We start from the raw sequence: 17,836 nt of genomic DNA, 5'->3' as shown, positions 1-17,836 counted from the left end.
CCGGGTTCCCGGTGGCTCTCCACCCAACCCCGGACGCGCGGCGAAACCGCACGTCCGTACGGTGTCCCCATGGCGTTCGACGTCGCTCGTATCCGTGGGCTCTTTCCCGCGCTGGGTGACGGCTGGATTCACTTCGACGGCGCCGCCGGAATGCTGGTCCCGGAACAGGTCGCTTCGGCCGTTTCGACGGCGATGCGCGCCCCGGTGTCCGGGCCGGGCGGAGCGTTTCCGGCCTCACAGCGCGCGGAAAGCATCGTGACCGCGGCCCGCCGGGCCGTGGCCGACCTGGTCGGGGCCGACCCGGCCGCCGTCGTGCTCGGGCCCAGCTCGCCGGTGATGCTGCGCCGCCTCTGCGACGCGCTCGCCGAGCGCTGGACCATCGGCGACGAAGTCGTCGTGTCGCGGCTCGACGAACAGGCCAACCTCGCGCCGTGGCAGCGGGCCGCGAAGCGCGTCGGGGCCGTCGTGCGCTGGGGTGAGATCGACATTGAAACGTGTGAACTTCCCGCGTGGCAGTACGAGCAGCTCGTGTCGGCGCGCACCAAGGCCGTCGCGGTCACGCTCGCGTCCGGGTCCGTCGGCACCCGGCCGGACGTGCCGACCATCATCGAGTTCGCCAAGCGCGTCGGCGCGCTGGTCGTCGTCGACGCCACGTACGCCGCGCCGTTCCTGCCGCTGGACATCAACGCGCTCGGCGCCGACGTCATGGTCGTGTCCGCGCAGGCGTGGGGCGGCCCGTCGGTGGGCGCGCTCGTCTTCCGCGACCCCGAACTGATCGAGCGGATCTCGTCGGTCTCGCTCGACCCGATGGCGCGCGGCGCCGCCCGCCTCGAACTCGGTCCGCACGCCTACCCGCTGCTGGCCGGCCTGATCGCGTCGATCGACTACCTCGCGGGTCTCGACGACGCCGCGACCGGGTCACGCCGCGAGCGCCTGGTCACCTCGCTCGGCTCGGCGAAGTCGTACCACGCCGGCCTGCTCGCGCAGCTGTCGACGGAACTGCTTTCGCTGCGGCACATCATGGTCATCGGCAACGCCATGCGCCGCATCCCCGCGCTCGCCTTCGCCGTCGCCGGCAAGAAGGCGCCCGAAGTCGCCGAGTACCTCGCTTCGCAGGGGCTGTGCGCCTTCGCCGACGACGGCACCGCGGGCGTCTTCGCGTCCCTCGGCGTCGGAGAGGTGGGCGGCGCCGTGCGCATCGGGCTCGCCCACTACTCCAACGTCTTCGAGATCAACCAGCTCGTGCGGGTCCTCGAAGAACTCCGCTAGGACTTCGCCGCCAGCAGGACCTTCCCGAACACCCAGCCCTCTTCCAGGATCCGGTGCGCGTTCGCGGCTTCGGCCATCGGCACGACCTGGCCGACGATCGGCTTCACCAGACCGTCGGACACCAGCGGCCACAGGCGTTCCCGGACGTCGGCGACGATCGCCGCCTTCTGCTCCAGCGGCCGGAAGCGCAGGCCCGCCGCGAACACCGACGCCCGCTTGCCGAGCAGCGAGCCGACGTTCAGCTCGCCCTTCACCCCGCCCTGCATGCCGATGATCACCAAGCGCCCGTCCTGCTGCAGCGCGTCGACGTTGCGCTGCAGGTAGGACGCGCCCATGTTGTCGAGGATGACGTTCGCGCCACCCGTCTCCTCCTTCAGGACCTCGACGAAGTCCTCTTCCTTGTAGTTGATCGTGAGGTCGGCGCCGAGCTGGCGGCAGCTCTCGAGCCGGTCGGCCGAACCGGCGGTGACGGCGACGGTCGCGCCCAGCGCCTTGCCGACCTGGATGGCGTGCGTGCCGATGCCGCCGGCGCCGCCGTGGACGAGGAGCACCTCGCCTTCGGTGAGCTTCCCGTGCATCACGACGTTCGCCCACACCGTGCACGCCACCTCGGGCAGCGCGGCCGCGGTCAGCAGGTCGATCTCGCCCGGCACCGGCAGCAGCTGCCCGGCCGGGATGACGGCCTTTTCCGCGTAGCCGCCGCCCGCGAGCAGCGCGCAGACCTCGTCGCCGACGTTCCAGCCTTCGACGCCTTCGCCGAGTTCCGCGATGGTTCCCGAGCATTCGAGGCCGAGGGTTTCGCTCGCGCCGGGCGGCGGCGGGTAGTGGCCTTGGCGCTGCAGGAGGTCCGCCCGGTTCACCGCGCTCGCCGCGACGTCCACCAGCACTTCGCCGGGGCCGGGACGCGGATCCGCGACCTCCGCCCACTCGAGAACTTCCGGGTCACCTGGTTCACGGATGGTGATCGCGTACATGTGTCGACTGTATACCGGCGGGTGAAGTTCCCGCCGAATGACGCATTGACGTCCTTCTCATTCGGAACAAAGGTGAGCAACCATGTCACTCTTCCGAAAGAGAACCCTCCCGCCGGTGGCCCTAGCCGCCTGCGCGACGCTGGCGCTCGGACTGACCCCGGCCGCCGCGGCGAACACGGTCCCCGACGGTCCGGCACTGGCGAAACAGCTCGTCAAGAAGGTCGACGTCAACGGCGTCAACCGGCACCTGATCGCTCTCCAGCGGATCGCCGACACCAACGGCGGCACCCGCGCGGCAAGCACCGCGGGCCACCAGAAGTCCGCCGAGTACATCGCGACGAAGCTCGAGGCGGCCGGCTTCCAGGTCACCCGCCAGGAGTTCCCGTTCACCTACTCCGAGACCCTGGCCGAGAAGCTGACCGCGGGCGGTCAAAACGTCCCGGTGATCGCGATGGAGTACACCGTCTCGACGCCCGTCGGCGGCATCACCGCGCCGCTTGCCGTGATCCCGGTCGACGACACGAGCGGCTGCGAGGCCACCGACTACACCGCGGACGTCGCGGGCAAGATCGCGCTGATCAAGCGCGGCGGCTGCTCGTTCGCGCAGAAGCAGCAGACCGCCGCGGCGGCGGGCGCGATCGGCGCCATCGTCTACAACAACACCGACGGCGACCTGAACGGGACCCTGGGGGACCCGGCCGTCGCGGAGATCCCGACCGGGGGCGTGACCGCGGCGAACGGGGCGCAGCTGGCCACCCTCGCCGGGCAGCCGGTGACGCTGGAGCTGCGCACCTTCCAGGAAGCGCGGACCAGCTACAACGTCATCGCCGAGACCAAGACCGGCCGCAAGGACAACGTCGTGATGCTGGGGTCGCACCTCGACAGCGTCCCGGCCGGCCCGGGCATCAACGACAACGGCACCGGCTCGGCGGCCCTGCTCGAGACCGCGCTGCAGCTGGGGAGCAGCCCGAAGGTCAACAACGGCGTCCGCTTCGGCTTCTGGAGCGCGGAGGAGTTCGGCCTGATCGGCTCGACCTACTACGTCGACCAGCTGACCTTCGAGCAGCAGCTCGACATCGCGCTGTACCTGAACTTCGACATGATCGGCTCGCCGAACGCCGGCTACTTCGCCTACGACGGCGACAACTCCGACGGTGTCGGCGCGGGCGCCGGCCCGTACGGCTCGGCGCAGATCGAGAAGACCTTCGTCGACTACCTGCAGGCCGCGCGGGGCGTGTCCCTCGAGGGCACCGACTTCACCGGCCGCTCGGACTACGGCGAGTTCATCGCCGTCGGCATCCCGGCCGGCGGCCTGGACACCGGCGCCGAAGTCGTGAAGACCCCGGCGCAGGCGGCGAAGTGGGGCGGCACGGCCGGCATCGCGTTCGACCCGTGCTACCACCAGGCCTGCGACAACCTGGGCAACGTCGACCGGGTCGCGCTGGACCGCAACGCCGACGGCGTCGCCTGGGCCCTCGGCGTCTACGCGACGAGCACCGAGAGCATCAACGGCGTCCAGCCGGGCAAGGCCAAGTCGAAGTCGCTGACGGCGCAGAAGCGGTCGGCTCAGCGGTCCCTCACGGCCCACGCCGCGGGTGACCCGCACGCGCTGGTTTCCTGAGCCCAGCGCCCCAAGGCGGCCTTGGTTGCGTCTGACGCACCGAAGGCCGCCTTGGGTGCGTCAGACGCACCGAAGGCCACATTGGGGCGCTGGTCAGCCCAAGTTGTTGGTGCCGAAGGTGTCGCAGCGGGCCGGGTCACCGGTCTGGAAGCCGGTGGTGAACCACTTCTTGCGCTGCGCGGACGTGCCGTGGGTGAACTTCGAGCGGTCGACCTGGCCGCCGCCGAGGTTCTGCTGGATGTAGTCGTCGCCGATGCGGGACGCGGTGTCCAGCGCGGAGTTGATGTCGTCCTGCGTGACGTCGGTGATCAGCGGCTTGCCGCTCTCGGTCGGCGTCGTCGAGGCGTGGTTGGCCCAGACGCCGGCGTAGCAGTCGGCCTGCAGTTCCAGGCGCACCGAACCGGACGTCGGGCCGGTGCCGGTGCCCTTCTTCGACGTGCCGAGCAGGTTCTGCACGTGGTGCCCGTACTCGTGCGCGAGCACGTACGCCTCGGTGAAGAGGCCGCCCTGCGCGCCGAAGCGGGACTTCAGCTCGTCGAAGAAGGAGAGGTCGATGTAGACCTCGGAGTCGGCCGGGCAGTAGAACGGGCCCGTGTCGGAGGTGGCGCTGCCGCAACCGGTGCGGACGCCGCCGTTGAAGAAGTTCGTCGGCGCCTTGCGGTAGGTCGAGCCGGAGCGGGAGAACTGCTGCGTCCAGTAGTCCTGGACGGAGTTGACGATCGCGACGATCGCGCAGTCGTGGTTGTTGTTGGCGTCCGCGCCGGTCCGGCACTCGCTGGAGAGCTTCGAGTTGTCGACCTGCTGGCCGGAGCCGACGCTGCCGAGCCCGCCGCTCAGGCCGCTGCCGCCGGTGCTCACCCCGCCGAGCTGGGAGAGCACGAAGTAGATGATGACCCCGACGACGCCCAGCCCGCCGCCGCCGAGCGCAACGCGGCCGCCGATCCCGCCGCCGCCTCCACCGCTTCCGCGCAGGTCCTGGACTTCGGAGGCGTCCAGGCCGGCGTCGTCGTCGAATCTCACCCGCAGGATATTAACGAGCCTGGGCCCGGCCGTCGCGCTGGCGGCCGCACCCAGGCTCTGTACCGAGGTTTGTCTTGGTCGAGCGGTTGGCCGCGTTGGGGCCGGCGTTCAGGCGCTGTCGTCACGACTGCCGAGGTCGTGACCCGATACAGGCCCGATCGACGCCGTATGCGTGAACGCATGGAAGCCCGCGCGTGTGGCTGTTCGCAATCGCGCCCGGCCCGTTCTTGAGCCGTTCCGGTCGCGGGGACACAGCCGGCGGTCAACCGCGAGGATCACCCGCCACGCAACCACCTGACCTCTCCCGGCGGGGAGCCGGGCCGGCACGTCACCGTCGCCGCGCCCTACCCTGGCCGACCATCCGCCGACAAGCAGAATGCGCCTTTTCCGGCCGAGTCTCAACCTTTTCGTAACCCCACCTTCGGGCGATGTTGCGGTGACGTTTTCAGCCGCGCGCAGTTCGGACTCGGACCGCGCGGTCGCTTGATCAGCGTTCTAGGCTGCCTTATGAGCGAGGAGCGGCCTGTGCGTTGGTTGAACGAAGCCGAGATGGCGGCGTGGCGCTCCTACATCGTGGCGACGCTGAGGCTGCGGCAGCGGCTGCACCGCGAACTGGCCGAGCGGCACGACGTTTCGCTGACCGACTACGAGGTGCTGGTCTGCCTGGAGATGCAGCACGGCTTCCGGATGCGGATGTCGGAGCTGGCGGTGCTGATGGGGTCGACGAAGAGCAGGCTGTCCCACCAGGTCGGCCGCCTCGAGGACGCGGGCGTGGTCCGGCGCGTGCGCGACCCGGAGGACAAGCGCGGCGTCATCACGGAGCTGACGGAAGAGGGCAAGGCCCTGCTGGAGAAGGCGGCGCCGACGCACGTGGAAGGGGTGCGCGAGCACCTGATCGACCTGCTGAGCCCCGAGGAGCAGGCGACGATCGCGGCGGCGTTCGACCGCGTCTTCGAGCACCTAGAGCAGGTGGAGGGCTGAGCCCGGGCGCGGCTACGGCGCGCCCGGGAGCCAGAGCGGTAGCGGTGGGATTCGAACCCACGGAGAGGTTGCCCCCTCGCATGTTTTCAAGACATGTTCCTTCGGCCGCTCGGACACGCTACCTCGCTCCACGAGGGTAGCCGACGAGGGAAAGGACTTTGCCCGGGCGGGCTCGCGGGCAGCCGTCACCAGGCTTCGGAGCCGGCCGGCCGCGAGCCCGGCCAAGCCGGCCTACTTCCAGCTGAGCGTCAACCCCGCCCCCTGGGCCCGACCCGCCTCCGCGGCCGGCCTCCGGGTCGCCGGGTCCAGCGGGTTCGCGCCGATCGCCGCCACCGACGCCTCGTCCGGGGTGATCAGCGCGACCTCCGCGCCCGCCGCGCGCAGGTCGTCCAGCACCTCCGGCAACGGCTTCTCCATCGGGAACGGCGAATCCGCCGCGCCCAGCGGGGACACCACCGTGACGCGGGTGCAGCCCGTCGCGTAGTCGGCGTTGTCGGCCGAGCGGACGCCGCCGTCCACGTACCGCTTGCCCTCGATCGTCACCGCCGGCCAGATGCCCGGGACCGCGCAGCTCGCCGCCACGGCGTCGACCAGCGAGACCCCCGATGCGCGGTCGAACCGCCGGGGCTCACCGGTCGAGGCGTCCACCGCCACGATCACCACTCGCTGCTCCGGCCATTCGTGCACCGGCAGCCGTTCCGCGACCACCGCCCGGCGGTCGGCTTCGGGCACCGTCTCGGCCGTCAGCGCGAGCCGGCTCACCGCGCGCCGGACCTCGGCCGGGGTCGCCGCGCCGGTGACCGCGCCGCCGAACTCCGCCGCGAACTTCTCGAAGTCGACCTCCACCGGGATCTCCCGGGTCTGCCGCGCCGGGTCCGCTTGGCGCGCGTACAGCTCCGCCAGCGCCACCCCGCTCGTCACCTGCGCCGCGACCACCGAGCCCGCCGACGTCCCGACCAGCAGGTCCGCACCCGTCAGGTCCTGGCCGTGGTCGGCCAGCCCGGTCAGCAACCCCGTCATCCACGCGACGCCGGCGACCCCGCCGCCGCCCAGCACCAGACCCTGTCCGCTCATGCGGCCAGCCTAGCGACGGGGTCCGACAATTACGGCTGCTTGAGCGCCTGGGCCGCGATCCGCGCCCGGACCTCGGGACGGCGCAGCGGCGGCACGGTCGCCGGTGGCTGACGGCGTTCGGGCAGCTGCTCCAGCAGTTCCGCGGTGATCCGCGTGATCTCGGCGACCGCCGCCTCGAACGGCTCGCGCGTGGCGTCCGACAGCGACTGCACGCCGGTCACCTTGCGGACGTACTGACGGGCCGCGGCCTCGATCTCCTCGCCCGTCGCGGCCGGCTGGAGCCCCCGGAGGGTGGTGATGTTTCGGCACATGCCGCCCAGGGTACGTCGCTTCGGACGTCCCGATCACACGGTCGGGTAGGGCCGGGCGAACCTCGTTGACGCCCGAACCCGCGCTTGGGCAATGTCGGGGAAGTGCCTCTCAGACCGCGTCCCTTCCGCTCCGCCCGCCCCGAACTCCGCATCCTCGACGAAGAGGCCCCGGAAACCCCGATCCCCGAACAGGCCTGGCCGCGCGTGCGGGCCGATGAGCTGGTCACCCTCGTGGCACACGTCTTCGCCGCGCACGGCTTCCCCGAAGCCCGTGCCCGCATCGCCGCGGAAGCGCTCTGCCACGGCGATCTGACCGGCTCGCCGGACACGGGCGTCGCCGACCTGACCCGCGTCCACCTGCCGCTGCTGGAATCCGGGCTGGTCGTGCCGCACGCGCAGCCGCTGATGATCGCCGACCGCGGGGCCGCCGCGCTGATCGACTACCGCCGCGCGTCCGGGCTCTGGGCCGTCGGTGACGCCATGGACCGGGCGGTGGTGCGGGCCGGCCGCTTCGGCGTCGGGCTCGTTTCGCTGCGCGGGATCGGGCCGTTCGGCCGGGCCGGGCACCACGCCGCCCGCGCGCTGCCGCACGCCATGATCGGGCTCGTGCTCGCCGCGGGCGGGGAACCGGGCCAGCCGGTGAACCCGCTGGGCATGGCCGCGCCCGGGGGCGCGTACCCCGAGTTCGTCTTCGACATGGACAAGCCGGGCGCCGAAGCCGCCGGGCTGACGCTGCTGGTCGAGGTTCTCGCCGGCGTGCTCTCCGGCGTCGCCGACCACGAACACGACACCGGCCTGCTGGTGCTCGCGATCGCGCCGACGACGCTGCGCAGCGCCGACGGCTTCTACCGCGCGGCCAGCGCGCTGTTCGGCAGCATGCTCGGCTGGGAGGGCGGCGCGCCGATCCGCTACCCCGGCTGGCGCGAAGCCCAGCACCTGGAGCAGTGCCGGGCGCTGGGGGTGCCGCTGCCCGGCCCGGTGCGCCGCGAGCTGGACGCGCTGGCCGCGTCGATCGGCCTGCCGCCGCTGACCAGCGTGGGTTAGGAGACCAGGACGACCTTGCCGCGGTCGGCGCCCACCGCCACGACGTCGCCGTCGGTCAGCTGCCGGCCGCGGCGGGTCTCGACCTCGCCGTTGACGGTGACCTCCTCCGCGTCGATCAGGTCCTTCGCGTGGGAACCGTCTTCGGCGAGGCCGGCCAGCTTGAGGAACTGGCCGAGCCGGATGGGCTCGCCGGTGATGGGTACGTCGACGGGATCGCTCATACGCGCATCATGCCCGGGCGGTCGTCTGCCGGTAGAGGGCCTGCACGTCCGTGTCGAAGTAGCTCGAATAGGACGTGTCCGGGTCGTCGCCGCCGTACTCGAAGCCGCCGATGACGCCGACGACCGTGCCGAGGCGGGTCTTCGGGTCCTGCCCGGTGACCCACGGGCCGCCGCTGGTGCCGGTCGGGAAGCCCGCGCAGTCGACTTTCAGCTGGTAGGTGTCCTGTTTGCTCGTCGTGTTCCGGCAGACGGCGGGCACCTCGGAGTCGTCCGGGTAGCCGGTGAGCGTGATGGCCTGTTCGAACGCCGTGCCGGTGGCCAGGGTGTTCGCGCCGACCAGGCTTTCCAGGGACCGCGTGGCCCCGGCCTGGTGTGCGGTGGCGAAGCCGACGTCGAGGTCCTGGTCCGACGACGCGCTCCAGCCGGGCGCGACGAGCTCGTCGGCGACCGTCCAGTAGCCGAACGGCGCGACGCCGTCGTGGTAGCCGGGCGCGAAGGTGATGCCGGCGAGGTAGCCGCCGCCCTCGCCGTCGTGGATGCAGTGGGCCGCGGTCAGCAGCACGTCACCCTGGTCGCTGTGGACGACGCTGGCGGTGCAGTAGTGCGCGCCGTCGAGGAACAACGCGCCGACCGCCGGGCTGGACACCGCGGGCAAGTCGGGCGTCGGCGCGGCTTCGGCCACGCCGGGGTCCGGCCGGGTCGCGCTCGCGGTCCGCGCCGGCCGGGTCGCGAAGACGACGAAGGCCGCGCCGAGCAGCAGGACCGCGGCGAAGACGAGCAGGACGGCGGGCCGCCGCACGCGCATCGCCTCCTCGCCGCACTCGCCCCGGGCACCGACCCCATCACCTTAAGGCGCCGCACCGACACTTTCGGCGCACCCACAGCAAGCTCACAGCCGCTAGTATCCGTAACTCCGGAGTAACACCCAGGGAGGGCCGATGAAGCAGTTCGCGGGCAAGGTCGTGGTGGTCACGGGAGCCGGTTCGGGGATCGGGCGGGCGCTCTCACTCGAGTTCGCGCGCCGCGGAGCGCGGGTCGCGCTCTCCGACGTCAACGCCGCGAACGCCGAGGAGACCGCGAAGCTAGCCGGCGACAACGCCCGCCCGTACGTCCTGGACGTCGCCGACCGCGCCGCCGTGCTCGCCCACGCCGACGAGGTCGCCGAGGAGTTCGGCCGCGTCAACGTCGTCGTGAACAACGCGGGGGTCGCGCTGGGCGCGACCGTCGAGGAGATGACCTTCGAGGACTACGACTGGCTGATGGGCGTCAACCTCGGCGGCGTCGTCAACGGCACCAAGGCGTTCCTGCCGCACCTGATCGCGTCCGGCGACGGGCACGTCGTGAACATCTCCAGCGTCTTCGGCTTCGTCGGCGTGCCGACGCAGAGCGCGTACAACGCGGCGAAGTTCGCCGTCCGCGGATTCACCGAAGCGCTGCGCGAAGAAATGCTGATCGCGCGGCACCCGGTCGCGGTGAGCTGCGTGCACCCCGGCGGGATCAAGACGAACATCGTGCGCAACGCGCGCAGCATCGCCGACGACCAGGAGAAGGCCGCGCAGGGTTTCGAGCGGATCGCGAAGACGACGCCGGAGAAGGCGGCGCAGACGATCCTCCGTGGCATCGAACGGAAGTCGGCGCGGATCCTCATCGGGCCGGACGCCTACGTCATCGACGCGATCCCGCGGGTGCTCGGCTCGGCGTACCAGCGGCCGCTCGCCATTCTCGCGCGGATGGGACTCAAGCAAATGGACAGCTGAGTTCGGTGAAGCTCATTCAGCCGTCGGCCGCCGCATGGCACCCGCTGCGGCCGCCGGCTCGCGGGCGGGGCGCGGCGGCCTGACCAGAATGAGCTTCACTCATTCAGGTTGCCTTTCGGACAGCGTCGTCCGAAATGGTCCAGAATGCGTGGGGTCCGCCAGTCCCGTCCCGGAGGTCCCCGATGCTTCGCACCGCACCGCGCAGTGCGACCCGTAAGTCCAGCGACCGCACCGCGGTGGAGCTGCTGGACCGCACCGGCATCGTCGCGGCGAGCCTGCCCCGGCGCCGCCGCACCGACGACGACGTCCCGGCCGCCGAGCCGATCTTCACCCGGCCACCGGTGTGCGACCAGGACCTGCGCCCGAAATCGGTGGTGATCCGGCGCCGGGCCCGCACGTGGCTGGGCAGCGGCGCGGCGGTGCTACTGGTCGCGGCGGGCTGGCTGGCCGGCGGACTGGCCACCGGCGGCCTGTTCGGCTCGGCCCCGGCCGACGTCGCCCAGCTGGACGCGCGCCCGGCGGTCGCCGAGGCACCCGCGCCCCAGCCGCAAGCCCCGCAGGCGCCGGTCGCGACGCCGGCCCCGACGACCGTGTTCGTTCCCGTGCCCGCGAAGCCGGCGCCGAAGAACGTCCAGGCGCAGGCGAAACCGCAGGGGAAGAAGAAGCAGGCGGAGACCGACGAAGCCCGCGTCGACCTGCCGCCGTCGCCGACGCCGTCCACGAACCTCGTCCAGAGCTGGGTCGGCGTGGCCGAAAGCATGATGCAGCAGTACCAGTACCGCGTGGACACGACGACCACGCGCCGCTGACTTCAGGCATCGCTCCAGCGGTACTCGTGCTCCGGGCGCCCGGTGGCGCCGTAGCGCAGGCGCATCTGGACCGTCCCGGACTCGGCGAGCGCCGTCAGGTACCGCTGCGCCGTCGCGCGCGCCATGCCCAGCTCGCCCGCGACTTCCGCGGCCGACAGCGGACGTCCGGCGCGGCGCAGCTGCTCCGAGACCAGCCGGGACGTCGCCGTCGACTGGCCCTTCGGTGCCGACGTGCGGTCCTGGTCGTGCAGCACCCGGTACGCGCGGTCGACGTCGTCCTGTCCCAGGGCGCGGTCTTCGGCGAGCAGGCCGCGGAAGCGCGCGTACGACGTCAGCCGTTCCGCGAGCTGGCGGGTGGTGAACGGCTTGATCAGGTAGTTCAGCGCCCCGGCCCGGATCGCCGCCGTCACCGACGTGCTGTCGGTCGCCGCGGACAGCACGATCGTGTCGGTCTGCAGCTCCGGGAGCACCGCGAGACCGGACTCGTCGGGCAGGTAGACGTCGAGCAGGACCAGGTCCGGGGCCAGCTCGCGCACCCTCGCCCGTGCCTCCGCCGCGGTGTGCGCGGTGCCGACCACCGCGAAGCCCTCGACCTCCTCGACGAACCCCGCGTGCACCCGGGCGACCCGGAAGTCGTCGTCGACGATGAGCGTGCGGATCATCGGTCCTCCGTCAGCATTCCGGGCAGTTTCGCGACGAACAGGGCGCCCGTCTCGCCGTCTCCGGCGCCGGCCAGCCAGACGTCGCCGCCGTGGGCGCGCGCGGCCTGGCGGGCCAGCGCCAGCCCGAGGCCGTGGCCGGGCGCGATCTTCGTCGAGACGCCTTCGTCGAACAACGTCCTCCGCAGGTCCGCCGGCACGCCAGGACCACTGTCCACAACGGACAGATGCAGGGTCCCGCCTTCGGCGAGCAGGCTGATTTCGACCGTCGCCGGCCGTCGCGGGCCCATCCGGGCCGCGTGCAGAGCGTTGTCGACGAGGTTGCCGATCACGGTGTTCGCGGCGATCGGGTCGGTCACGGTCGTGGGCACCCAGGTGTCGTCGGCGAGCTTGAGCGTGAGCCCCTTTTCCTGCGCCTGCTCGGTTTTCGCGACGAGCAGCGCCTGCAGGTACGGGTCGGCGACGGCGTCGCCCAGTTCGCTCGGCCGCGCCGACGGCGAGTCCGTCAGCGTCTGCAGGTACTCGACGGCCTCGGTGTGGTGGCCGAGCTGGAGCAGCCCGTAGAGCGTGTGGAGCCGGTTGGCGAACTCGTGCCGCTGGGCGCGCAGGCCGTCGGAGAGGGCGCGGATGCCGTCGAGCTCGCGGGTGAGCGTGTCGAGGTCGGTGCGGTCGCGGAAGGTCAGCACCGTGCCGATGTCCCGGTCGTCGAGCCGGACCGCGCGGGAATTGACGACGAGCACGCGGTTTCCGGCCACCGCGAGGAGGTTGTCGACCGGCCGTCCCTCGGCGACGGCCTTGTGCAGGCGCGGGCTGAGTTCCAGTTCGGAAAGGCCCGCGCCGAGCGGGAGTTCGGTGCCGAGCAGGCGTTCGGCCTCGTCGTTGCGCACCGAGACGCGGTTCGCCTCGTCGACGGCGAGCACGCCCTCGCCGATCCCGTGCAGCACGGCTTCGCGTTCGTAGAGCAACTCGGTCAGTTCGTGCGGTTCGAGGCCGTGCGTGACGCGCCGCAGCCGCCGGTTCAGCAGCGCCGACGCGCCCGCGCCGAGCAGCAGCGCGCCGCCCGCGAACAGCAGCGTGATCGTCAGCAGCCGGTTGAAGTCGCTGATCGGCTGGGCGACCTCGAAGCCGACGCTGACTTCGCCGACCACCCGGCGGTGGTCCGGTGTCCAGATCGGCGTCTTGCTGCGGACGGACAGGCCGAGGGTGCCGCTCGCCACGGTGTTGACGTCGTCGAGCCCGGCGAGCGCCCGCTCCGCCGAGGTGCTGACCTTCTTGCCGATCTCGGTCGGGGTCGGGTGCGCGAGCCGGATCCCCCGGTCGTCGGTGATCACGACGAACAGCGCGTTGGTGCGGTCGCCCACGGCCAGCGCGCGGTCCTGCAGCGCGCCGCCGGGGAGCTTCGCGGCGGTGTCGGCGACCACCACGGGGTCCGCGGCGACGGACTTCGCGATGGCCAGCGCCCGTTCCCCGTACTGGGCGTTCAGCGTGCTGCGCAGGAGCACGCTGACCAGCGCGACGCCGATCCCGACGACGAGGAGCACCACGCCGATCTGCAGCAGCAGCACCTGCCTGCTGAACCGCATGCGCGGGAAGAGCGCCCACTTTGGCATGGCTCGGAACCATACCCCCTGGTCAGGGGGGTGCGCTAAATGAGCAAAACATTCAGAACGCGCACTTGGCACGCAGAACGTCGACAAGCTTCACGCGGGCGCCACGCGTACTTAACGTCCCTTCCCAACGTGAGCCCCACCACGTGACGAAGGAGTCACCTCCCCATGGTTCCCCCACTGATCGAACTCACCGGAGCCACCAAAAGGTTCCCGAGCGGGTCCGGTTCCGTGCACACGGCCGTCCGCGATCTGACCATGACCGTGCAGCCCGGCGAGTTCGTCGCCGTCGTCGGCCCCACGGGGTGCGGCAAGTCGACGACGCTCTCGCTGGTGTCCGGCCTGCAGCCGCCGTCCGCCGGCCGGGTGCGGGTGAACGGCGAGGACGTCAAGTCCATTCCGGACGGTGTCGGTTACATGTTCCAGACCGACGCCGTGATGCCGTGGCGTTCGGTGCTGGAGAACGTCGCGTCCGGCCCGCGCTTCCGCGGTGTTTCGAAGGCCGAGGCCCGCGCGCAGGCCGTCGACTGGATCGCCCGCGTCGGGCTGGCCGGCTTCGAGAAGTACTACCCGCACCAGCTCTCCGGCGGCATGCGCAAGCGCGTCGCGCTGGCCCAGACCCTGGTCACCAAGCCGAAGATCATGCTGATGGACGAGCCGTTCTCGGCGCTGGACGTCCAGACGCGGGCGCTGATGCAGGACGAGCTGCTGCGGCTGTGGTCCGGTTCGGGCGCGGCGGTCATCTTCGTGACGCACGACCTCGACGAGGCGATCGCCCTGGCGGACAAGGTCGTCGTGCTCACGACGTCGCCGGCCACGGTGAAGGACGTCTTCGAAATCCCGCTGGAGCGGCCGCGGAAGGTCGAGGAGCTGCGGCTCACCGAGGAGTTCCGCAAGCTCTACGCCGACATCTGGGAATCACTGCGCAGCGAGGTCGACAAGGCCCGCGAGAAGGGAGCGAGCAATGTCGCTTGAGACCCCCGCGGCCACGTCCGCGCCGCTCCCGGTCCTCGAGACCGAGCAGGACATCCTCGCCCGCGCCAAGCAGGCTTCGGCGAAGCGCAAGCGCAACATCTGGCTGCTGCGCCTGGCGATCGTGGTCGTCTGGCTGGGCAGCTGGGAGCTGACCGCGACCTACTGGATCGACCCGTTCTTCTACTCGAAGCCGTCGAAGATCTGGGAGCGGCTCGTCGAGTGGTTCTCCACCGGCACCGACTTCGGCTCGATCTGGTACCAGATCCTGGTGACCGTCGAGGAAGCCGCGATCGGCTTCGTCATCGGCGCGATCGCCGGTGTCGTGCTCGGCGTGATCCTCGGCCGCAGCGCTTACCTCGCGCAGGTGCTGGCGCCGTTCATCAAGGCCGCCAACGCGTTGCCGCGCATCGTGCTCGCCGCGTTGTTCGTCATCTGGTTCGGGTTAGGGCTGTCGTCGAAGGTCGCGACGGTCGTCGTGCTCGTGTTCTTCGCGGTGTTCTTCAACGCCTTCACCGGCGCTCGCGAGGTGGACCGCAACCTGATCGACAACGCCCGCATCCTCGGCGCGACCCGTGGCCAGGTGCTCAAGTCGATCGTGCTGCCCAGTGCGACGTCGTGGATCCTGTCGTCGCTGCACGTCGCCTTCGGGTTCGCGCTGATCGGCGCGGTGGTCGGCGAGTACACCGGCGCGAAGGCCGGGATGGGCTTCCTGATCGCCAACGCGCAGGGCACGTTCGACACCGCGGGCGTCTACGCCGGGATGCTGATCATCACGGTGGTGGCGCTGCTGGCCGAATGGGGCATCAGCACGCTGGAGGGCAGGCTGCTGCGGTGGCGCCCGCCGTCGGCCTCCGAAGCCGCGACCAGGGCGGTCTGACATGCGCTTGAAGAGGACAATCGGCGTCCTGGCGGCCGTCGCGGTCGCCGCGGCCGGGCTCACCGCCTGCCGCGACTCGCGGGAGATCGCCCTCGGCGACACCGGCCGGCCGCACATCAAGATCATGATCGGCGGCATCTCGAAGGTCATCTACCTGCCCGGGCAGCTGGCCGCGCAGATCGGCGCCTACCAGAAGCAGGGCTTGGACGTCGAGCTGTTCGACCAGCCGTCGGGCGCCAACGCCGAGACGTCGCTGCTGGCCGGCGAGGTGCAGGGAGTCGTCGGGTTCTACGACCACACGATCGACCTGCAGGCCAAGGAGCAGTGCATCCAGAGCGTCGTGCAGTTCGCGAACGTGCCGGGCGAGGCCGAGATGGTCGCCACCGGCAAGGCGGGCGACATCAAGTCGGGCGCGGACTTCAAGGGCCGCAACCTCGGCGTCACGTCGCTGGGTTCGTCGACGGACTTCCTGACGAAGGCGCTCGCCGCGCGCGGCGGCGTCAGCTCGAAGGACTACACGCCGGTCAAGGTCGGCGCCGGGCAGACGTTCATCTCGGCGATGAACCAGGGTTCGATCGACGCCGGGATGACCACCGACCCGACGATCGCGCAGCTGACGAACACCGGGCAGGCCAAGGTGCTCTACGAAATGCGCACGGTCGAAGGCACGAAAGCCGCTTTGGGCGGTTTGTACCCGGCCAGCTCGCTGTACATGGGCTGCGAAATCGTGAAGCGGTATCCGGACATCGTGCAGAAACTGGCCAATGCGTACGTCGAGACCCTGAAATGGATTTCGACGCACTCGCCGGAACAGGTCGCCGACATCATGCCGCCGTCGTTCGCCGGCGGGGACAAGGCGCTGTACGTGAAGTCGCTCAAGGACAGCCTGCCGATGTTCACGCCGGACGGCCGGATGGACCCGGCGGGCGCGCAGAACGTGCTGAAGGTGCTGGGCGAGTCCTCCAGCAACGTGAAGCCGAAAAAGGACAAGATCGACCTTTCCCAGACGTACACGACGAAGTTCGTGGACGCGGCTCGCGCGGCGTCGCAACAGTAGGAGCCCCGCTCACCTGACCGGGCGGTTGGTGAGCGATATCGACCCGTAAAGGCCTCTTTCCCCCGCGGAGGCCTTTACGGGTCTTTTCGGGCAGTTGTTTCGGGCGGGCAAGACCATGCGAAAGTAGCTACCTTTCTTTTCGTGCGGCTCCAACACTTGGGGAACGATTTTCCCGGTCCCCATCGGTGAACGGAGTCCCTCGCATGTCCAGAATCCTTTCGTCGCGTGCTGCCCGCGTCCTCACGGCGGTCGCCGCGGCCGCCGCCGGTCTGGCCGTCTCCGGCACCGCGCACGCAGCGGTCGAGTACGGATCCCACTTCCACGGCCACCAGTTCTCCGGCGGAAACTGGGGCGGTTATGTCAGTTTCGGCAGTTTCACGACGGCGACGGCGAGCTGGACCGAACCGTCGGTGACCTGCCGGTCGACCAACGACCTCTTCGCGCCGTGGGTCGGCATCGACGGCGACGGATCGTCCACAGTGGAACAGACCGGCGTCGAGACGGACTGCTCGAGCGGACGTCCGGTGTACTCCGCCTGGTACGAGATGTACCCGGCCGCGCCGGTGTACTACAACGTGTCCGTCAGCGCGGGCGACCACATCACCGCCACGGTGACGCGCACGGCCACCAACACCTACCGGCTGGACCTGTCCGACACCACCAAGGGCTGGACCAAGACGACCACGAAGTCGCTGACGTCGAAGCACGCGTCGGCGGAGGCGATCATCGAGTCCCCGACCGACTCCTACCCGACGATCTCGGGCGGCATCAAGTTCACCGGCGTCAAGTTCAACGGGACGAACCTGGCCTCGACCAGCCCGTCCGCGCTGAACGCCGACGACCGCGGCACGAACACCTGGATCCCGGGCGCGATCGGCTCGGACGGCCAGAGCTTCACGATCTCGCGCCACTGAGTTGGTCCCAAGCGGTCATTTCAGGTTGTTGATCGCCCAGGCGACCACCATCACCGCCAGTACGAGCGAGATGACGGCCTGCAGCATCATCGTCATCTTCGCCCAGATCCGCAGCGGCATGACGTCGGTGGGGCTGAAGGCGGCCGCGTTGGTGAAGGAGAAGTAGAGGTAGTCCAGGTAGGACGGTTCCCAGTCCTGGTGCGCCAGGCCCGGGTCGGCCATCTGCGGGAACTGCAGGTCGGGGAACTCGGCCCGGCCTGCGGCCCGCCGGCCCGGGCCGCCGCGGTCGAACTCCCAGTACCAGAGCGAGAAGGCGACGACGTTCGTCCAGTAGACGATCCCGCCGGTGACCAGCACGGCGCCGGCGCGGTCGCCGATCGAGCCCGTCGCGATGTTGTAGACGAGGGACACGGCCGAAAACGCGTTGACGGCGGTCACGGTGGCCACGAGCAGCAGCGAGATGACCCGTTCGACGGCGCTGAACTGCGCCATGCGTCCGGGGTTGACCAGCAGCAGCGCGACCACGAGCAGCGCGGAGACGCCGGGCAGCAGCCACCACGGGTGCAGCGCCATGTCGTCGGGCAGGACGACCTGCAGCACGAGGGTCGCGACGACCACACCCATGGCGGGCCACCGAGTTTCCCCGGAGGTCCGCCGGCGCCAGGC

19 protein-coding genes and 1 tRNA gene are annotated in these 17,836 nt (G+C 70.6%); 10 read left to right on the top strand and 10 right to left on the bottom strand.

Annotation, left to right across the window (positions count from 1 at the left end):
* The first annotated feature begins 69 nt into the window (after window positions 1-69).
* Entirely contained in the window at window positions 70-1,269 is a 1,200-nt protein-coding gene (locus ACIQWX_RS04335; protein WP_400865369.1) for a cysteine desulfurase-like protein, read from the top strand.
* On the opposite strand, the gene ACIQWX_RS04330 is transcribed toward ACIQWX_RS04335, so the two are convergent.
* A complete protein-coding gene (locus tag ACIQWX_RS04330) occupies window positions 1,266-2,243 on the bottom strand; it encodes an NAD(P)H-quinone oxidoreductase (RefSeq protein WP_400865367.1) in 978 nt (325 codons plus the stop codon). The two genes, ACIQWX_RS04335 and ACIQWX_RS04330, sit on opposite strands and share 4 nt — an antisense overlap.
* 82 nt (window positions 2,244-2,325) lie before the next feature.
* On the opposite strand from ACIQWX_RS04330, the gene ACIQWX_RS04325 reads away from it, so the two are divergent.
* Window positions 2,326-3,864 (top strand): M28 family metallopeptidase, encoded by a 1,539-nt coding sequence (locus tag ACIQWX_RS04325; protein WP_400865365.1) that lies wholly within the window; start codon window positions 2,326-2,328, stop codon window positions 3,862-3,864.
* Window positions 3,865-3,957: 93 nt separating this feature from the next.
* On the opposite strand, the gene ACIQWX_RS04320 is transcribed toward ACIQWX_RS04325, so the two are convergent.
* On the bottom strand, window positions 3,958-4,884 hold the full coding sequence (locus ACIQWX_RS04320) for a neutral zinc metallopeptidase (protein WP_400865362.1): 927 nt from the start codon (window positions 4,882-4,884) through the stop codon (window positions 3,958-3,960).
* A gap of 507 nt (window positions 4,885-5,391) precedes the next feature.
* Between ACIQWX_RS04320 and ACIQWX_RS04315 the strand changes: the two genes are divergently transcribed.
* Window positions 5,392-5,865, top strand: coding sequence for a MarR family winged helix-turn-helix transcriptional regulator (locus ACIQWX_RS04315; protein WP_400865359.1), 474 nt, complete (start codon window positions 5,392-5,394; stop codon window positions 5,863-5,865).
* Window positions 5,866-5,901: 36 nt separating this feature from the next.
* Here ACIQWX_RS04315 and ACIQWX_RS04310 read toward each other — a convergent pair.
* The 3 genes from ACIQWX_RS04310 to ACIQWX_RS04300 all read right to left on the bottom strand — a co-directional run bounded on the left by ACIQWX_RS04310 (window position 5,902) and on the right by ACIQWX_RS04300 (window position 7,250).
* Window positions 5,902-5,988: transfer RNA gene (locus tag ACIQWX_RS04310), tRNA-Ser, on the bottom strand.
* 108 nt (window positions 5,989-6,096) lie between these two features.
* On the bottom strand, window positions 6,097-6,939 hold the full coding sequence (locus ACIQWX_RS04305) for a patatin-like phospholipase family protein (RefSeq protein WP_400865357.1): 843 nt from the start codon (window positions 6,937-6,939) through the stop codon (window positions 6,097-6,099).
* 29 nt (window positions 6,940-6,968) lie between these two features.
* Window positions 6,969-7,250 carry a DUF2277 domain-containing protein gene (locus tag ACIQWX_RS04300; RefSeq protein WP_400865354.1) on the bottom strand — a complete coding sequence of 94 codons (282 nt, stop codon included), beginning with the start codon at window positions 7,248-7,250 and terminating at the stop codon, window positions 6,969-6,971.
* Window positions 7,251-7,352: 102 nt separating this feature from the next.
* On the opposite strand from ACIQWX_RS04300, the gene ACIQWX_RS04295 reads away from it, so the two are divergent.
* Complete coding sequence (locus ACIQWX_RS04295) at window positions 7,353-8,294, top strand: Ldh family oxidoreductase (RefSeq protein ID WP_400865352.1); 942 nt, start codon at window positions 7,353-7,355, stop codon at window positions 8,292-8,294.
* On the opposite strand, the gene ACIQWX_RS04290 is transcribed toward ACIQWX_RS04295, so the two are convergent.
* Both ACIQWX_RS04290 and ACIQWX_RS04285 read right to left on the bottom strand, forming a co-directional pair.
* Window positions 8,291-8,515, bottom strand: a complete 225-nt coding sequence (locus ACIQWX_RS04290) for an RNA-binding S4 domain-containing protein (protein WP_400865349.1) — start codon at window positions 8,513-8,515, stop codon at window positions 8,291-8,293. The two genes, ACIQWX_RS04295 and ACIQWX_RS04290, sit on opposite strands and share 4 nt — an antisense overlap.
* Before the next feature lie 7 nt (window positions 8,516-8,522).
* Window positions 8,523-9,320, bottom strand: a complete 798-nt coding sequence (locus ACIQWX_RS04285; protein WP_400865346.1) for a trypsin-like serine peptidase — start codon at window positions 9,318-9,320, stop codon at window positions 8,523-8,525.
* A 133-nt stretch (window positions 9,321-9,453) separates the two neighbouring features.
* Between ACIQWX_RS04285 and ACIQWX_RS04280 the strand changes: the two genes are divergently transcribed.
* Both ACIQWX_RS04280 and ACIQWX_RS04275 read left to right on the top strand, forming a co-directional pair.
* Complete coding sequence (locus tag ACIQWX_RS04280; protein WP_400865343.1) at window positions 9,454-10,272, top strand: SDR family oxidoreductase; 819 nt, start codon at window positions 9,454-9,456, stop codon at window positions 10,270-10,272.
* 182 nt (window positions 10,273-10,454) lie between these two features.
* Entirely contained in the window at window positions 10,455-11,081 is a 627-nt protein-coding gene (locus tag ACIQWX_RS04275) for a hypothetical protein (RefSeq protein ID WP_400865340.1), read from the top strand.
* Window positions 11,082-11,083: 2 nt separating this feature from the next.
* On the opposite strand, the gene ACIQWX_RS04270 is transcribed toward ACIQWX_RS04275, so the two are convergent.
* Window positions 11,084-11,743 (bottom strand): response regulator, encoded by a 660-nt coding sequence (locus tag ACIQWX_RS04270; protein WP_400865338.1) that lies wholly within the window; start codon window positions 11,741-11,743, stop codon window positions 11,084-11,086.
* A complete protein-coding gene (locus tag ACIQWX_RS04265; protein WP_400869384.1) occupies window positions 11,740-13,323 on the bottom strand; it encodes an ATP-binding protein in 1,584 nt (527 codons plus the stop codon). Before ACIQWX_RS04265 ends, ACIQWX_RS04270 begins: the two co-directional genes overlap by 4 nt.
* Window positions 13,324-13,515: 192 nt before the next feature.
* Here ACIQWX_RS04265 and ACIQWX_RS04260 point away from each other — a divergent pair, with 192 nt between their 5' ends.
* The 4 genes from ACIQWX_RS04260 to ACIQWX_RS04245 all read left to right on the top strand — a co-directional run bounded on the left by ACIQWX_RS04260 (window position 13,516) and on the right by ACIQWX_RS04245 (window position 17,170).
* Window positions 13,516-14,322, top strand: a complete 807-nt coding sequence (locus ACIQWX_RS04260) for an ABC transporter ATP-binding protein (protein ID WP_400865335.1) — start codon at window positions 13,516-13,518, stop codon at window positions 14,320-14,322.
* A complete protein-coding gene (locus tag ACIQWX_RS04255; RefSeq protein WP_400865332.1) occupies window positions 14,312-15,199 on the top strand; it encodes an ABC transporter permease in 888 nt (295 codons plus the stop codon). The genes ACIQWX_RS04260 and ACIQWX_RS04255 overlap by 11 nt, the downstream gene beginning before the upstream one ends.
* A gap of 1 nt (window position 15,200) precedes the next feature.
* Window positions 15,201-16,256, top strand: a complete 1,056-nt coding sequence (locus ACIQWX_RS04250; protein WP_400865330.1) for an ABC transporter substrate-binding protein — start codon at window positions 15,201-15,203, stop codon at window positions 16,254-16,256.
* Window positions 16,257-16,459: 203 nt separating this feature from the next.
* Complete coding sequence (locus ACIQWX_RS04245; RefSeq protein ID WP_400865328.1) at window positions 16,460-17,170, top strand: G1 family glutamic endopeptidase; 711 nt, start codon at window positions 16,460-16,462, stop codon at window positions 17,168-17,170.
* A 15-nt stretch (window positions 17,171-17,185) separates the two neighbouring features.
* Here ACIQWX_RS04245 and ACIQWX_RS04240 read toward each other — a convergent pair whose 3' ends face one another.
* Window positions 17,186-17,794: a hypothetical protein gene (locus ACIQWX_RS04240; protein WP_400865325.1), complete on the bottom strand. Its 609-nt coding sequence runs from the start codon at window positions 17,792-17,794 to the stop codon at window positions 17,186-17,188.
* Between the last annotated feature and the right edge of the window lie 42 nt (window positions 17,795-17,836).

Origin of the sequence: Amycolatopsis sp. NPDC098790, assembly GCF_044759945.1 — a bacterium.
GTDB lineage: Bacteria > Actinomycetota > Actinomycetes > Mycobacteriales > Pseudonocardiaceae > Amycolatopsis.
Note: the sequence above shows the minus strand (reverse complement) of the source record. Positions and strands in the feature narration are given on the sequence as shown.

Coding starts and splice junctions, on each gene's coding strand:
- ACIQWX_RS04335 (WP_400865369.1), top strand. CDS start 70: ATGGCGTTCGACGTCGCTCGTATCCGTGGGCTCTTTCCCGCGCTGGGT.
- ACIQWX_RS04330 (WP_400865367.1), bottom strand. CDS start 2,243: ATGTACGCGATCACCATCCGTGAACCAGGTGACCCGGAAGTTCTCGAG.
- ACIQWX_RS04325 (WP_400865365.1), top strand. CDS start 2,326: ATGTCACTCTTCCGAAAGAGAACCCTCCCGCCGGTGGCCCTAGCCGCC.
- ACIQWX_RS04315 (WP_400865359.1), top strand. CDS start 5,392: ATGAGCGAGGAGCGGCCTGTGCGTTGGTTGAACGAAGCCGAGATGGCG.
- ACIQWX_RS04305 (WP_400865357.1), bottom strand. CDS start 6,939: ATGAGCGGACAGGGTCTGGTGCTGGGCGGCGGCGGGGTCGCCGGCGTC.
- ACIQWX_RS04300 (WP_400865354.1), bottom strand. CDS start 7,250: ATGTGCCGAAACATCACCACCCTCCGGGGGCTCCAGCCGGCCGCGACG.
- ACIQWX_RS04290 (WP_400865349.1), bottom strand. CDS start 8,515: ATGAGCGATCCCGTCGACGTACCCATCACCGGCGAGCCCATCCGGCTC.
- ACIQWX_RS04285 (WP_400865346.1), bottom strand. CDS start 9,320: ATGCGCGTGCGGCGGCCCGCCGTCCTGCTCGTCTTCGCCGCGGTCCTG.
- ACIQWX_RS04280 (WP_400865343.1), top strand. CDS start 9,454: ATGAAGCAGTTCGCGGGCAAGGTCGTGGTGGTCACGGGAGCCGGTTCG.
- ACIQWX_RS04275 (WP_400865340.1), top strand. CDS start 10,455: ATGCTTCGCACCGCACCGCGCAGTGCGACCCGTAAGTCCAGCGACCGC.
- ACIQWX_RS04270 (WP_400865338.1), bottom strand. CDS start 11,743: ATGATCCGCACGCTCATCGTCGACGACGACTTCCGGGTCGCCCGGGTG.
- ACIQWX_RS04265 (WP_400869384.1), bottom strand. CDS start 13,323: ATGCGGTTCAGCAGGCAGGTGCTGCTGCTGCAGATCGGCGTGGTGCTC.
- ACIQWX_RS04260 (WP_400865335.1), top strand. CDS start 13,516: ATGGTTCCCCCACTGATCGAACTCACCGGAGCCACCAAAAGGTTCCCG.
- ACIQWX_RS04255 (WP_400865332.1), top strand. CDS start 14,312: ATGTCGCTTGAGACCCCCGCGGCCACGTCCGCGCCGCTCCCGGTCCTC.
- ACIQWX_RS04250 (WP_400865330.1), top strand. CDS start 15,201: ATGCGCTTGAAGAGGACAATCGGCGTCCTGGCGGCCGTCGCGGTCGCC.
- ACIQWX_RS04245 (WP_400865328.1), top strand. CDS start 16,460: ATGTCCAGAATCCTTTCGTCGCGTGCTGCCCGCGTCCTCACGGCGGTC.
- ACIQWX_RS04240 (WP_400865325.1), bottom strand. CDS start 17,794: ATGGGTGTGGTCGTCGCGACCCTCGTGCTGCAGGTCGTCCTGCCCGAC.